The organism is Streptomyces millisiae (genome assembly GCF_031845425.1).
In the GTDB taxonomy this organism is placed as follows: Bacteria; Actinomycetota; Actinomycetes; order Streptomycetales; family Streptomycetaceae; genus Streptomyces; species Streptomyces millisiae.
In genome coordinates, this window is the sequence record NZ_JAVREM010000075.1 from 15211 (window position 1) to 29577 (window position 14367).

Annotated in this window: 15 protein-coding genes; 8 read left to right on the forward strand and 7 right to left on the reverse strand. The window is 73.9% G+C overall.

What is annotated here, in order from left to right:
- Positions 1-9 precede the first annotated feature (9 nt).
- Positions 10-753 carry a hypothetical protein gene (locus RNC47_RS31425; protein WP_311603689.1) on the forward strand — a complete coding sequence of 248 codons (744 nt, stop codon included), beginning with the start codon at positions 10-12 and terminating at the stop codon, positions 751-753.
- 40 nt (positions 754-793) lie between these two features.
- Here the strand turns inward: RNC47_RS31425 and cobT are convergent, their stop codons facing one another.
- Both cobT and RNC47_RS31435 read right to left on the reverse strand, forming a co-directional pair.
- Entirely contained in the window at positions 794-1864 is a 1071-nt protein-coding gene (cobT, locus tag RNC47_RS31430; RefSeq protein ID WP_311603691.1) for a nicotinate-nucleotide--dimethylbenzimidazole phosphoribosyltransferase, read from the reverse strand.
- Between the two features lie 45 nt (positions 1865-1909).
- The gene (locus tag RNC47_RS31435) at positions 1910-3097 is read right to left on the reverse strand and encodes a bifunctional adenosylcobinamide kinase/adenosylcobinamide-phosphate guanylyltransferase (protein WP_311603692.1); all 1188 of its coding nucleotides are present in this window, start codon (positions 3095-3097) and stop codon (positions 1910-1912) included.
- A gap of 124 nt (positions 3098-3221) precedes the next feature.
- Between RNC47_RS31435 and RNC47_RS31440 the strand changes: the two genes are divergently transcribed.
- Positions 3222-3434: a hypothetical protein gene (locus RNC47_RS31440; protein WP_311603693.1), complete on the forward strand. Its 213-nt coding sequence runs from the start codon at positions 3222-3224 to the stop codon at positions 3432-3434.
- 15 nt (positions 3435-3449) lie between these two features.
- Here the strand turns inward: RNC47_RS31440 and RNC47_RS31445 are convergent, their stop codons facing one another.
- Complete coding sequence (locus RNC47_RS31445) at positions 3450-4421, reverse strand: helix-turn-helix transcriptional regulator (protein ID WP_311603695.1); 972 nt, start codon at positions 4419-4421, stop codon at positions 3450-3452.
- Positions 4422-4481: 60 nt separating this feature from the next.
- Between RNC47_RS31445 and RNC47_RS31450 the strand changes: the two genes are divergently transcribed.
- The gene (locus RNC47_RS31450; RefSeq protein ID WP_311603696.1) at positions 4482-5972 is read left to right on the forward strand and encodes an MFS transporter; all 1491 of its coding nucleotides are present in this window, start codon (positions 4482-4484) and stop codon (positions 5970-5972) included.
- Here the strand turns inward: RNC47_RS31450 and RNC47_RS31455 are convergent.
- Together RNC47_RS31455 and RNC47_RS31460 are read right to left on the reverse strand one after the other, a co-directional pair.
- Positions 5953-7011, reverse strand: a complete 1059-nt coding sequence (locus tag RNC47_RS31455) for a S1C family serine protease (protein WP_311603698.1) — start codon at positions 7009-7011, stop codon at positions 5953-5955. The genes RNC47_RS31450 and RNC47_RS31455 overlap by 20 nt on opposite strands.
- A gap of 71 nt (positions 7012-7082) precedes the next feature.
- The gene (locus RNC47_RS31460) at positions 7083-7679 is read right to left on the reverse strand and encodes a DUF3043 domain-containing protein (protein ID WP_311603699.1); all 597 of its coding nucleotides are present in this window, start codon (positions 7677-7679) and stop codon (positions 7083-7085) included.
- Between the two features lie 246 nt (positions 7680-7925).
- Between RNC47_RS31460 and RNC47_RS31465 the strand changes: the two genes are divergently transcribed.
- Genes RNC47_RS31465 through RNC47_RS31480 form a run of 4 tightly spaced genes read left to right on the forward strand, consistent with a single transcriptional unit; the run spans position 7926 to position 11099 of the window.
- On the forward strand, positions 7926-8723 hold the full coding sequence (locus tag RNC47_RS31465; protein ID WP_311603700.1) for a PspA/IM30 family protein: 798 nt from the start codon (positions 7926-7928) through the stop codon (positions 8721-8723).
- Positions 8724-8770: 47 nt separating this feature from the next.
- Positions 8771-9049 (forward strand): PspA-associated protein PspAA, encoded by a 279-nt coding sequence (gene pspAA, locus RNC47_RS31470; protein WP_311603702.1) that lies wholly within the window; start codon positions 8771-8773, stop codon positions 9047-9049.
- 14 nt (positions 9050-9063) lie between these two features.
- Positions 9064-10395 carry a sensor histidine kinase gene (locus tag RNC47_RS31475; RefSeq protein ID WP_449657361.1) on the forward strand — a complete coding sequence of 444 codons (1332 nt, stop codon included), beginning with the start codon at positions 9064-9066 and terminating at the stop codon, positions 10393-10395.
- Positions 10396-10430: 35 nt separating this feature from the next.
- Complete coding sequence (locus RNC47_RS31480) at positions 10431-11099, forward strand: response regulator transcription factor (RefSeq protein ID WP_311603703.1); 669 nt, start codon at positions 10431-10433, stop codon at positions 11097-11099.
- 25 nt (positions 11100-11124) lie between these two features.
- Here RNC47_RS31480 and RNC47_RS31485 read toward each other — a convergent pair whose 3' ends face one another.
- Positions 11125-11982, reverse strand: a complete 858-nt coding sequence (locus RNC47_RS31485) for a GNAT family N-acetyltransferase (protein WP_311603705.1) — start codon at positions 11980-11982, stop codon at positions 11125-11127.
- 65 nt (positions 11983-12047) lie between these two features.
- Positions 12048-13238 carry a quinolinate synthase NadA gene (gene nadA, locus RNC47_RS31490; RefSeq protein ID WP_311603706.1) on the reverse strand — a complete coding sequence of 397 codons (1191 nt, stop codon included), beginning with the start codon at positions 13236-13238 and terminating at the stop codon, positions 12048-12050.
- Positions 13239-13467: 229 nt separating this feature from the next.
- Here nadA and RNC47_RS31495 point away from each other — a divergent pair, with 229 nt between their 5' ends.
- Positions 13468-13818 (forward strand): HesB/IscA family protein, encoded by a 351-nt coding sequence (locus tag RNC47_RS31495; protein WP_311603708.1) that lies wholly within the window; start codon positions 13468-13470, stop codon positions 13816-13818.
- The last annotated feature ends 549 nt before the right edge of the window (positions 13819-14367 follow it).

The window sequence follows — 14367 nt, forward strand, 5'->3', positions numbered from 1 at the left end:
GGGGAGGTCATGGTGCACTGGTGGACTCGTAACATCGTCGATCCGGGAAAGCTGCCGCTGCTGCTCGCCCTGCTGGCCTTCGTCATCACCTTCCTGGTGACGCGCTGCATCACCCGGCTGATCCGGGCCGGCCGCGGACCGTTCCACGATGTCTCGGCCGGCGGGCAGCACGTCCACCACGTGGTGCCCGGCGTGGTGCTGATGCTGGCCGGCGGTTTCGGCGCGGTGGCCGCCGGCACCGACAGCTGGGTCGGCGCCACCACGGCGGTCGTCTTCGGTATCGGCGCCGGGCTCGTGCTCGACGAGTTCGCGCTGATCCTCTACCTGCACGACGTCTACTGGTCGGAACAGGGCCGGCGCAGCGTCGAGGCCGTGGTCCTGACGGCGGCCATCGCGGGCACGCTGCTCACCGGCTTCCTGCCGTTCGGCGTGAACGGCGCCGGCCCCGTGGAGCGGCTGGTCAGGTACAACCTGGTGCTGACCGTGCTCGCCAATCTGGTGGTGGTGCTCGTGGCGCTGGTGAAGGGGAAGTACGTCATGGCCGTCTTCGGCGTCCTGCTGCCGCCGGTGGCACTGGTCGGCGCCCTGCGGTTGGCGCGTCCCGACTCGCTCTGGGCACGGTGGCTCTACAAGCGGTGGCCGAAGGTGCGGGCACGGGCGGAGCGGCGGGCCGAGCGCCACGACGCGCGGTGGAACAGCGTGGGCCGCCGCATGAGCAACATCCTCGCCGGCCCCCCCAACGACGAACGCTGAGGGGGCACCCCGGCGCGGAGCGCCGGAGCTGGACGGTCGGTCAGTCCGTCGTGGTCGGCAGCTCCGCCGCCAACGCCGCCGCCGCGCGGATCAGGGGGAGGGCGAGCAGCGCGCCGGTGCCCTCGCCGACCGTCACGCCCTGGTCGAGCAGCGGCTCCATGGCCATCCGGTCCAACGCCTTGGCCTGCCCCGGCTCGCCGCTCGCCTGGCCGGCCAGCCACCAGTCCGGCGCCCGGAAGGCGATCCGCTGGCCGACCAGCGCGCACGCCGCCGAGACGACGCCGTCGAGCACCACCGGCGTGCGCCGGACCGCGCACTGCAGCAGGAAGCCCGTCATCGCGGTCAGGTCGGCCCCGCCGACCGCGCCGAGGAGCCGCAGTTGGTCGCCGAGCACCGGCCTGGCCCGCCGCAGGCCGTCCCGGACGGCCGCGCACTTCCGCATCCACGTCAGGTCGTCGATGTGCCGCCCGCCCCTGCCGGTCACCACCGAGGCGTCCGTGCCGCACATCGCGGCGATCAGCACGCCGGCCGCGGTCGTGCCGCCCACCGAGACGTCGCCGAGCACCAGCAGGTCGGTGCCCGAGTCGGCCTCCTCGTCGGCGATGGCCATGCCGGCGCGGAACGCCCGCTCGGTCTCCTCCTCGGTCAGCGTGTCCTCGATGTCGAGCCGCCCCGAGCCGCGCCGCACCCGGTACCGGCTGACCTCCTCCGGCAGTTCGTCCGCCGGGCAGTCCAGCGACAGGTCGACGATCCGCAGCGGCACGCCCGCCTGACGGGCCAGCACGGCGGCCGGGCTGGTGCCGTTCAGCGCGTCCCGCACCAGGGCGGTGGCGCCGCCGGCCGGGCGGGCCGAGACGCCGAGCGAGGCCACCCCGTGGTCGCCCGCGAACAGCAGCGCCCTGGGCCGCTCGACGGGGGTCACCGGCACCCGGCCCTGGGCGGCGGCCAGCCAGGCGCCGATCTCGTCGAGCCGGCCGAGTGCCTTGGGCGGTACGCCGATCCGGGCCCGCCGCTCCTCGGCCTGCCGCCGGAGCCTGGCACTCGGCCGCTCGATGTGATCGCCGAAGTCATCGAGGTTCACGCCGCCGAGGTTCACACCGCCGTCACTCATGGCACACGAGGGTAGCGCTCCGGTCTCCGCGCCCCCGCGCGTGGCTCAGCCGCGCAGCGCCAGCGCACAACCGGCCGTCATCAGCAGCACCTGTTCGCACTCGGCGGCCACCGCCGCGTTGAGCCGGCCGAGTTCGTCGCGGAAGCGGCGGCCGGCCGGGGTGGCCGGCACCACGCCGGCGCCGACCTCGTTGCTCACCAGCACCACCCGCCGCCGCGTCGACCTGACCGCCGCGACCAGCGCCGCCGTGCGCTCCGCGAGGGCGGCCCGCCAGCCCCGGCCCTCCCAGGCGCCCACGTCGTCCATGGCCGCCGTCAGCCACAGCGCGAGGCAGTCGACCAACAGCGGTGGCGCGTCCGGCAGTTGGAGCAGCGGCAGCAGGTCGGTGGTCTCCACCGTGGTCCAGCCGGCCGGCCGCCGCTCCCGGTGCTCCGCCACCCGGGCCCGCCACTCGGCGTCATCGGATCGCTCCCCGCCGGTGGCCGCGTAGACGACGTCGGGGAACGTCGCGAGGCGCCGCTCGGCCTCCGCCGACTTGCCGGACCGCGCGCCGCCCAACACCAGGGTGCGGCGCGGGGGTTCCGGCACCTCCCGGAAGTCGCCCACCAGCAGCGTGCCGCCGTCCGGCACCGCACGCGCGCCGGCCGCGGCGAGCCGCCTGCGCGACTCGTCGCCCGGCGGCACGTCGTGGTCCAGGTGCACCGCGACCACGTCGGTGGTCAGCGCCACCGCGCCGGCGGCGCGCAGCCTGGCCAGCGCCTCGGGCCGGCCCGCCACGTCCAGCAGGCACAGGTCGTAGGGGGCGGTGTCGGCCAGTCCGGCGGGCGCGCCGCCCGGCGGCAGGTAGAGCAGCCGGCCGCCGTCGGGGCCCGTCACCGCGTACCCGGTGCCCGGGGTGTCCATGGCGACGGCCGTGACCCGGTGGCCGCTGAGCAGCGTCAGCTCCCGGCCGTCCGGCAGCCGGACCGGGCCCGGCAGACCGGGCGGGAACTCGAGCGCCGGGCCGTCGTGCGGGTGGGTCAGCAGCACCTGCCGCACCCCGCCGAGCGACCGCCCGGCCCGGGCCGCGGCCAGCGCGACGCCCGGCGTCAGGTCGAGCAGCAGCACCCCGTCGACGAGGAGCGAGGCGGCCGTTCTGACGTCCTCGCCGAGCGCGCGGGCGCAGTTCGCGCACGGGCAGCCGGGACGGGGGAGGCCGGCGGGGGCACCGGTGCCGAGCAGGGTGACGTCCATGGCCTGATCCTCTCGGATCGGTCCGGCTCGTCGGCTGATGTGCTCACATGTGCCCCGCGGGACGGGTCGGTGATCTAGTCTGCGGTCAGGAAGTCGCGGCCGGGTGGTGCATCAGGAGGCGGACATGGCGTGGGAGTGGCGTTTCGAGAAGGCGGACGGCACCACGACGGAGCCCTCCCAGGACCCGGGCGACTTCGGGACCCAGGGCGACGCCGAGTCGTGGATCGGGGAGATCTGGGGCGAGCTCCTCGACGAGGGCGTCGACCAGGTGACCCTCCTGGAGGACGGCCGCGAGGTCTACGGGCCGATGAGCCTGCACTCGGCGCTCGACGAGTGACGCGCCCCGGTGGACTCACACCGGGCGCCCGAGCCCCTCGTCGATGCGGGTGCGCAGGGAGCTCAGCGCCTGCCTGAGCTCCGCCGGTTCGATGTCCGTGATGTCCGCGTCGAACGTCAGGAGCAGTCCCGCGATCCCCGCCCATGACCACGCGCCGAGTGTGAGTCGGCAGCTGGAGTCGGTGTGGTGCTCGACCGTCGATCCTCCGGGGGCGAACCGGGTGACGACGTGCGCGGGCAGCGCGAGGAGCGCCGATCCGCGGCAGGGCCAGTCCGCCGGGGTGTCGCCGCGGTCGTGCGTGCTCGTGACGAAGGCGACCGGATCGCCGTGCGGGACCTGGCGGCGATCGAAGTTTCTCCCAGTGGGCGGGCCCGGTTCGAGGTGGTCGATGCGCATCGCGCGCCATCGGTCCGCCGCCGGTTCGAACGCGACGAGGTACCACCGTGCCGCCCACACGACGAGGCTGTGCGGCTCCAGCACGAGCGTCGCCGGTTCGTGCCCGCCGGTGTGGACCACGCGAAGGACGTACTGTCGCCTGATCGCGCCACCGATGACCCGGACGATCTCGGCGTCGATGGGCGCCGCGGGGAACTCCCAGTAGTTGCGCGCCGCGGAGACGGTGAACGCTTCGGCGTGGACACGGCTGCGGGCAGGCATCGCCTGGTGCAGCGTGGCCAGGGCGCGGGCCGAGTTCTCGCGGATGCCGGAAAGGACCGCGGGCACGGTCTGGAGCGCGACGGCCGCCGCCACGGCCTGGTCCTCGTCGAAGACGACCGGCGGCAACCGGGTGGCGCGACCGAGCCGGTAACCTCCGCCCACCCCGCGCACGGCCTCGATCTCGTACCCGAGCTCTCTGAGCGTGTCGATGTCCCGTCGCACGGTCCGCACGGACGCCCCGAGCCTGGTGGCGAGCTCCTCGGCGGTCAGGGTCATACCGATCCCGAAGATCGACAGCAGCTTGAGCGTCCGCGCGGAGGTGGCAGCCATCGCTCAACCTTCCCATGAAGCGGTCACTCGACGGCAACTATAGGTGCCACGGTGGCCGGCATGACCGTTTCACAAGGCCTTCGTGAGGACGCGGGCGCGCCCGCCGCTTCCTCGGCACCCGTCTCCGGCACGGGCGCGGGCGCGACGCTCCTGGTGGTGCTCTTCGGCTCCTTCATGGACCTTCTCGACGCGACGATCGTCACCGTCGCGGCCCCGGCGATAGCCCGGGACCTGGGCGCCGGCGACGCCCAGATCCAGTGGATGATCGCCGCCTACGTCCTCGCCCTGGGCTCGGGCCTGATCACCGGCGGGCGGCTCGGTGACCAGTACGGCCGCAAGCGCCTGTTCATGATCGGGCTGGCCGGGTTCACGGCCACCTCCGCCCTCTGCGCGCTGGCCGCCGACCCGGCCACGCTCATCGGCACGCGCGCCGCGCAGGGACTTGCCGGGGGAATCATGGTCCCGCAGGTGTTCGGGATCATCCGGGCCTCGTTCCCTCCGGACGCGCGCGCCAAGGCGTTCGGCGCCTACGGGGCGGTCCAGGGCCTCGCGTCGGTCGCCGGCCCGCTGCTGGGCGGGCTGCTCGTCGACGCCGACCTGTTCGGCCTGGGATGGCGCACGATCTTCTGGGTCAACGTGCCCGTCTCGATCCTGGCGCTCGTCATCGGCGCGAAGGTCCTGCCGGAGTCCCGCGCCACCTCGACCGCGCGTCTGGACCTGCTGGGCGCCCTGCTCGCCGCCTCGGGCGTCCTGCTCCTGCTCCTGCCGATCGTCCAGGCGGAGTCCTGGGGATGGTCCTGGGGCAGTTACGCCCTCCTCGCCGCCGGGATCGTGGTGCTGGCGCTGTTCCTCGCCCACGAGCGCCGCCTCGTCGGACGCGGGGAAGAACCCGTCTTCGATCCGTCCCTGCTCGGAATCCGCGCCTTCACGATCGGCCTGGGCGCGTCGGTGCTCTTCTTCGGCGGCATCGGGTCGTTCTTCCTCACCCTGTCGGTGTACCTCCAGAACGGCACCGATCGCACCGCGTGGGAGACCGGACTGGTGATCCTGCCCTACGCGCTCGGCTCGATCATCACCTCGGGACTCGGCGTCGCTCTCGCCGCCAAGGCCGGCAGAGCCCTGCTGATCGCCGGTTCGCTCACCATCGCGGCGTCTCAGCTCGTGCTCCTGGCCGTCATCGCGGACGGCGAAGAGCCCGGATACCGGTACCTCGCCCTCGCCCTGTTCATCGGCGGCCTCGGGCTCGGTCTCGCCGCCCCCATCCTCGTGAACGTGGTCCTCGCGGGCGTCCCCGTGCGCAACGCGGGTGCCGCGGGCGGCGTGCTCTCCACCGCCAACCAGATCGGCGGCGCCATCGGCATCGCCGGCCTCGGCACGGTCTTCTTCTCCGCCGTCACCGGATCGACGACCGGCACACCGGGACTGGCCGACCACGCCCACGCGCTCAGCATCGTCCTCGTCGTCTCCGCGGTGCTCTACGTCGTGGCGGGACTCGTGATGCTCGCGCTCCCGAAGCCGGCGAACGACGCGCTCAGGCCTCGCCCAGCGTGACGTCGGTCAACTGCCGCTCGCCGTCCCGCGCGTAGCGCACCCGCACCGTGTCGTCCGGCCGGTGCGAGGCCAGCGCCTCGGTGAGCGACACCACGTCGGTGACCGGCTCGGTGCCCAGCTTCACCAGCACGTCGCCCGGGCGCAGCCCGGCCCGGTCGGCGGGGCCGCCCTCGGTGACGTCGACGATCGCGGCGCCGGCCGGCTCGAAGCCGTCGCCGAGCACGGTGCGCACCGAGACGCCCAGCGCGGCACGGCCCGAGTCCACCACCCGGCCGTGCTCGATCATCTGGTCGGCCAGCGAGGTCACGGTGGAGGCGGGGATCGCGAAGCCGATGCCGGGCGCCTGGCCGCCGCCGAGCCCCGGGTCCCTGGCGGCGAGCGTGGGGATGCCGACGACGTCGCCCGAGAGGTCGACCAGCGCGCCCCCGCTGTTGCCCGGGTTGATGGCGGCCGAGGTCTGCACCATGTTGCCCAGCGTCGCCTGGCCCTCGCCCTCGCTGACCGAGCGGCCGACCGCCGAGACGATGCCCTGGGTGACGCTCGACGAGAGGCCGAGCGGGTTCCCCATCGCGAGCACGATCTGGCCGACCTCCACGCGCGAGGAGTCGCCGAACTCGGCGGCCCGCAGCCCGTCGGGCGGGTCGGTCAGGGCGATCACCGCCAGGTCCTGCGGCGGGTAGGAGGACACCAGACGGGCGCTGAGCGGCGTCTGGCTGGTGGCGAGCAGCACCTCGAAGTCCCGGCCCTCGCCGACCACGTGCGCGTTGGTGACGATGTGGCCCGAGTCGTCGTACAGCACGCCGGAGCCCAGGCCGTCCTCCGTGGTGATCTGCACGACGGACGGCAGCACGTCGCGCACCACGTCCTGGTAGGCGGCCTCCAGGTCACCCGGGATGGCGTGCGGCACGGGGGGATCCTCCGCGGCCGACGAGCCGCCGGTGCAGCCGCCGGACAGCAGCAGCGCGACCGCGCAGCCGGCGGCCGTCCACGTGCTGGCTCGGGGGTCCCGGCGGTCCCGGGAGTCGGTGCGCCCTCTCACAACGGCAGTGTGGCCGCCGCCCGCGTCCTCCGCGAGCGGCGGCCGCCGTTCGAGTGTCGCCGGTCGCGGCGCTAGCGGCGGGGCTCCTCGCCGCGCTTGATCTGGGGCCTGGGCAGCCGCATCCGGCGCATCTGCATGGTGCGCATCAGCGCGTAGGCCGTGGTGCCGCGGAGGTTCTCGCCGGGGAAGCGGGCCCGCAGCTGCTTCTTCAGCCGGCGCGACATCAGCACCGAGTCGAACACGATCATCACGATGACCGCCAGCCACATCAGCAGCGCGATGTTCCGCGCGGTCAGCGACGGCAGCATGCTCAGCACCAGGATCAGGACCGCGATGGGCAGGAAGAACTCCGCCACGTGCCACTTGGTGTCCACGAAGTCCCGCACGAACCGCCGCACGGGGCCGCGGTCCCGGGCCGGCAGGTGCCGCTCGTCACCCGAGAGCAGGGCCTCGCGCTGCTTGTTCATCGCGGTCCTGCGCTGCTCCCTGGCCCGCCGCGCCGCGTCCCTGCGGTTGGTCGGCGGCTTGACGACGGCGCGCCGCAGCGCCTCGGCCTCGCTGCGCTTGGGCGTGGGCCGCCCCTTGGGCGCCTGCGGGTCGCGGCCACGGTCTTCCCGCTCGGCTTCTGCGGAGCGGGCCTGGTCTTCTTTCGAACGGCTTCGGAACACGACTCCAAGCCTACGGTCTCGTCCGGCGGGACGACCCCGGCCGCCAGGCACGATCACGCAACGGACGCTTCGGGACGCGTCGGACCCGGGCCGTGGGGTGTACGCGGGCGCCCCGCGTAATCGTCCTGAGGTAGGAGCCATTCGCGGCCGAGCGGTGCGCTAATGGAGAGGTGACCCGTAGGGTAGTAGGGGATCAACAGGTTGGTCACAGGTTCGAGCCCGGCATGAAGGGGGCGCGCGAGGCCCATGAGCGGTGTGATGAAGCGGATGGGGATGCTCTTCCGCGCGAAAGCCAACAAGGCCCTTGACCGGGCCGAGGATCCGCGGGAGACGCTCGACTACTCGTACCAGAAGCAGCTCGAGCTGCTCCAGAAGGTGCGGCGCGGCGTCGCGGACGTGGCCACCTCGCGCAAGCGGCTCGAGCTCCAGCTGAACCAGCTCAACGGCCAGTCGGGCAAGCTGGAGGAGCAGGGTAGGAAGGCGCTGGCGCTGGGTCGGGAGGACCTGGCCCGCGAGGCGCTGACCAGGCGCTCCGGGCTCCAGCAGCAGATCGCCGACCTCCAGCAGCAGCACGAGACGCTGCAGAACGAGGAGAACAAGCTCACCCTGGCGGCCCAGCGCCTCCAGGCCAAGGTGGACGCGTTCCGCACCCGCAAGGAGACGATCAAGGCCACCTACACGGCGGCCCAGGCGCAGACCAGGATCGGCGAGGCGTTCTCCGGCATCTCCGAGGAGATGGGCGACGTCGGCCTCGCGATCCAGCGCGCCGAGGACAAGACCGCCCAGCTCCAGGCCCGCGCCGGCGCCATCGACGAGCTGCTGGCCTCCGGCGCCCTGGACGACGCGACCGGCACCTCCAAGGACGACCTCACGGCCGAGCTCGACCGGATCTCCGGCAACGCGGACGTCGAGTTCGAGCTGGAGCGGATGAAGGCCGAGCTCGCCGGCGGCAGCTCCGCCGGGCGTCAGGCCATCGAGGGCGGCTCGGGGGCCGAGGAGCGCCAGGAGGAGGAGCAGCGCTCCCCGCGGTTCGACAAGCAGTGACCGCCGACCGGCGGTGACCACCCCCTACGAGACGGCCGGAGGGCAACATGATCGTGCGGATCATGGGGGAGGGGCAGGTGCGGCTGGACGACAGCCACTTCCCCGAGTTGAACAAGCTCGACGACGAGTTGCTCGCCGAGGTCGAGTCCGGTGACCTCGACGGCTTCCGGCGCACCCTCGGAGCCCTGCTCGCGGCCGTCAGGACGCTCGGCACCCCCCTGCCGGACGACGCGCTGGAGCCGTCCGAGCTGATCCTGCCCGCACCCGACGCGACCATCGACGAGGTGCGGGCCATGCTCACCGAAGACGGCCTGATCCCCGACTGAGCCAGTTCGCCGTCGTGAATCCCGAGCAAGGCGCCCAGGCCAAGCAGTGGCTGCGGGTGCACCCCATGGCGCTCGACGCGCTGATCGCCGCCGCGGTGTTCGTGGTGGTGCTGATCGCGTCCGTGACCATGTCCTCCGCCGGCGGCACGCCGGGCTTCGGCAAGCGCGAGCTGCCGGCCCACACCGTGGTGCTGACGTTCCTGGCCTGCGCGGCGCTGGTCGCCAGGCGCCGCGCCCCCCTGACGGTGCTGGCGCTGGTCAGCGCGGTCAGCGTGGTCGAGCTGCTGCTCGGCACGCAGTCCCACCCGCCGAGCGAGCGGCACGCCTCGCTGGCCATGACGGTGGTGATCGCGGTCTTCACGGTCGCGATGCGCACCGACCGGCACACCACCTTCCGGGTCGCCGCGGTCACCGTCGCCGCCTTCATCCCGGTGACCATGACGCTGGGCGCCCAGCCCTGGTACGCCTCGGAGAACCTGGGCATCGTCGCGTGGCTCGGCCTCGCGGCCACGCTCGGCGAGGCGGTGCGCACCCGGCGCGCCATCGTGGACGCCATCAGGGAGCGGGCCGAGCGCGCCGAGCGCACCCGCGAGGAGGAGGCCAGGCGGCGGGTGGCCGAGGAGCGGCTGCGGATCGCCCGCGAGCTGCACGACGTGGTCGCCCACCACATCGCCCTGGTCAACGTGCAGGCCGGGGTCGCGGCGCACGTCATGGACACCCGGCCCGACCAGGCCAAGGAGGCGCTGGGCCACATCAGGCAGGCCAGCCGGCGGGCCCTCGGCGAGCTGCAGAGCACGGTCGGGCTGCTGCGCCAGCAGGGCGAGCCGATCGCGCCCACCGAGCCGGCCAGGGGCCTGGCCGTGCTGGACGAGCTGGTCGACGGCTTCACCAGGGCCGGCATGTCGGTGGCCGTGCACGCCCCGGCCGCCGAGGCGTCGCTGCCGTCCGCCGTCGACCTGGCCGCCTACCGGGTGGTTCAGGAGGCGCTGACCAACGTGCACAAGCACGCCGGGCCCGAGTCGAGCGCCCGGGTGCGCATCGTGCGCCGCGGGGTGGCCGTCGACCCGGTCCTCGACATCCTCGTCGAGGACGACGGACCCGTGCCCGTGCCCGAGCGCGTCGGCGCCGCCCCGACCGCCGCGCTCGGCGGCTCCACCGGCAGCGGCCACGGCCTCACCGGGATGCGGGAGCGGGCCGTGGCGCTGGGCGGCACCTGCGAGACCGGGCCGCGGGACGACGGCGGCTTCCGGGTCCGGGTCACGCTGCCGCTGAGCCCGCCCAGGGCGGAGACCGAGGACGGGGAGCCGGGCGAACCGGTGGCCCGCACCGGCGGCTGGTGCGGGTGAGCCCGCGTGAGTGGTGAGCTGAGCGGGGTGGTGCTGTGATCAGGGTGGTGCTGGCGGACGACCAGGCGCTGCTGCGGAGCGCGTTCCGGGTGCTGGTCGACTCGGACCCGGGGATGAGCGTCACCGGCGAGGCGTCGGACGGCGCGGAGGCGCTGCGGGTGATCCGCGAGGGCGGCGCCGACGTGGTGCTGATGGACATCAGGATGCCCGGCATGGACGGCCTGGCCGCCACGCGTGCCATCAGCGCCGATCCGGCGCTGGCCGCGGTCCGGGTGGTGATCCTGACCACCTTCGAGTCCGACGACTACGTGGTGCAGGCGCTGCGGGCGGGCGCCTCCGGGTTCCTCGGCAAGGGCGCGGAGCCGGCGGAGCTGCTGAGCGCCATCCGGCTGGCCGCCGCCGGCGAGTCGCTGCTGTCGCCCACCGCCACCCGGGGCCTGATCGCCCGCTTCCTCGCCCAGTCCGACGGGAGCGAGCCGCTGGACGACAGCGTGCTCGACGTGCTCACGGCCAGGGAGCGGGAGGTGCTGGTCGAGGTGGCCGGCGGCCTGTCCAACGACGAGATCGCGGCGCGGCTCACGGTCAGCCCGCTGACGGTGAAGACGCACATCAACCGGCTGCTGACCAAGCTCTCGGCCCGCGACCGCGCCCAGCTCGTGGTCACCGCCTACGAGACGGGCCTGGTGCGGCCACGCTCCGGCTGAGCCGCCGGGTCCGTCCTCGGCCGTCTCACAGGAAGGCGGCCGACGGGATGTACGGGGCCGGCGGGCGCATCCCGCGCAGGCACAGGTAGCCGCCGGGGGCCAGTTCGAGCCCGGCCGCGAGCCCCACGTCCACCGCCCACTCCTGCTCCGCCGTCAGCCGCGGCACGGTGGCCGTCGCCCCCGGCGGCCGGCTCAGCAGCGCCGAGGCCAGCAGCCGCACCGCGATCCGCCGTGAGGTGGCGGCCAGCAGCTCGACGGTGCCGTCGTCGTCCAGGTAGCAGTAGCCGCTGCCGCCGAGGTCGTCCGCCACCACCACCCGGCAGTGCAGCAGCAGCTCCCGGTGGTCGGGGCCGTGCGCGCCGCCGCGCAGCCGGCGGTCCACCGAGTTCATCAGGTCGATCTGCGCCGGGCCGCCCTCGATCGCGGGGCCGTCCGGCGCGGCCAGCCGCGACGCGTCCACCGTGCCGCTCAGCCGCATCACCGGGTGCAGCGTGAACCCGGCGGCCCGGTGCACCCGGGCCGCCAGCGGGTCGCCCGAGCCGCAGATCATCCCGCGCAGCGTGCCCCTGGCGTGCGTCATGGCCCGCCGCAGCAGCGCGGTGCCCACGCCCTTGCCGCGCGCCCGCGGGTCCACGACCAGCAGCGAGAGCCCCCACAGGCCCTCGCGCCGGCTGGCCAGCGCCGCGCCGACCGGCCGCCCCGCGACGTCCTCGGCCAGCCAGCAGCCGCCGGGGTCGGTGCCCGCCAGGTGCCTGGCCCTGCGGTGGAAGCGCGCGGTGCGGGGCGGGGGCCAGTCCTCCTCGGCCTCGCCCCGCGCCGCGAGCACCACCTGCCGCACGGCCTCGGCGTCGGCGCGGGTGTCACGTACCTGACGCAGCAGCATGACCCCATGGTGGCGCGGCGGCGCGGGTCCTGTCCCGCCGCGCGTGGCTTCGCGCCCGGCAGGGGCTACGGCAGCGCCAGCATGCGCTCCAGCGCCACCTTGGCGAAGTGCTCGGTCTCCGGGTCCACCTCGATCCGGTTGACCACCCGGCCGTCGGCCAGCGACTCCAGGGCCCACACCAGGTGCGGCAGGTCGATCCGGTTCATGGTGGAGCAGAAGCAGACCGTCCGGTCCAGGAAGACAATCTCCTTGCCCTCCGGCGCGTACCGGTCGGCGAGCCGCCGCACCAGGTTGAGCTCGGTGCCCACGGCCCACTTGCTGCCGGCCGGGGCAGCGTCCAGCATCCTGATGATGTGCTCGGTCGAGCCCACGTGGTCGGCCGCCGCCACCACCTCGTGCTTGCACTCCGGGTGCACCAGCACCTGGACGCCGGGTATCCGGGCCCTGACCTCCTCGACCGAGTCCAGCGAGAACCGGCCGTGCACCGAGCAGTGCCCGCGCCACAGGATCATCCTGGCCCGGCGCAGCTGGTCGGCCGTGAGACCGCCGTTCGGCCGGTGCGGGTTGTAGACCACGCAGTCGTCGAGCGACATGCCGAGGTCGCGGACCGCGGTGTTGCGCCCCAGGTGCTGGTCGGGCAGGAAGAGCACCTTGCCCGCCCCCTCGGGCCGCTGCCCGAACGCCCACTCCAGGGCGCGGCGGGCGTTGGACGAGGTGCAGACGGTGCCGCCGTGCCGGCCGGTGAACGCCTTGATGTCGGCCGAGGAGTTCATGTACGTCACCGGCACGGTGTCGGCGGCGACGCCCGCCTCGGTGAGCACGTCCCACGCCTCGGCGACCTGCTCCCCGGTCGCCATGTCGGCCATCGAACAGCCGGCGGCCAGGTCGGGCAGCACGACCGACTGCGCGTCCGAGGTGAGGATGTCGGCCGACTCGGCCATGAAGTGCACGCCGCAGAAGACGATGTACTCGGCCTCCGGCCGGGCGGCCGCGTCCCTGGCCAGCTTGAACGAGTCGCCGGTGACGTCGGCGAACTGGATGACCTCGTCGCGCTGGTAGTGGTGGCCGAGCACGAAGACGCGGTCGCCGAGCCGGGCCTTGGCGGCCCGCGCCCGCTCCACCAGGTCGGGGTCGGACGGCGCCGGCAGGTCCCCTGGACAGTCGACGCCACGCTCGCTGGCCGCGTCGGCGTTCCGGCCGAGCAGCAGGAGGGCGAGGGGAGTGGGCTCGACTCCCAGCGTCTGGGCGGTGTTCATGGCACGCACCCTTCCTTTATCGTCGTATTGACGCGATGGATCATAACTCCTTCGCGTCAGTTTGACGACACCGATAGCGTCACTGTGACGCGTTCCGCGTCGCGGCGGGGTGTGCGAGCATGAGTGGAAGAGAAAAGGCGCATGGGCGCACCGAAGCCGGAATAGATCGGAGCGGGCGTCTGTTGCAGCACGCTGCCAGAGCATTCCGTACTACCCGGGAGATACGCAGATGTCCGTAACGGAAAAGACCGTCGACAACGGCATTCTCGTTTCCGACGCGGCCGTGGCGAAGGTCAGGAGCCTGCTCGAGCAGGAGGGGCGCGACGACCTCGCGCTCCGCGTGGCGGTCCAGCCCGGCGGGTGCTCCGGTCTGCGCTACCAGCTCTTCTTCGACGAGCGCTCGCTGGACGGCGACGTCGTCAAGGACTTCGACGGCGTGAAGGTCGTCACGGACCGCATGAGCGCGCCCTACCTGGGCGGTGCGTCGATCGACTTCGTCGACACCATCGAGAAGCAGGGCTTCACGATCGACAACCCCAACGCCACGGGCTCCTGCGCCTGCGGCGACTCCTTCAGCTGACGGACCGGCCTGGCGGCCTGAGCGCCCCGAAAGGGCTGCTCGGGTTGCCGGCACGCGGTGGTTGAGACGGCCGACAGGGGCCTGACCGGCGGCTATGCCGCCTGGTCAGGCCCCTTCGCCATGCGGACTCCGCCTGGCGGCGGGAGCGGACTCCGCCTGGCGGCGGGAGCGCCCCGAAGGGGCGACCACGCCGCCGCCGGCGGTGGCGTTCGGGACGGCCGGCAAGGGCCTGGTCGGGCGGCTGCGCCGCCTGGTCAGGCCCTTCGCCGTGCCGGCGGGCCGGGGATGGGCCGGCGCCTCTGCGGCCACGCCGCCGGGCGGGGCGCGAGGCCGGCCTGCGCTGTGCGCCGGGAGCGGGCACGGCGTCCGGGGGAGCCGGTACGGCGTCGGGCCGGAGTGCGCACGCGTTCACCGGGGCCCGGTGGCCGTGATGCCCGGCTGGCGGCTGGGTCGCCGGGCGCGCCGGCGGAGCCGGAGAAGGGGGGCGCTCTCGCGCTCACCGTTCCGGGCCCAGCGGGCCGGCCGGCCCGCTGGGCCCGGAACGGTGAG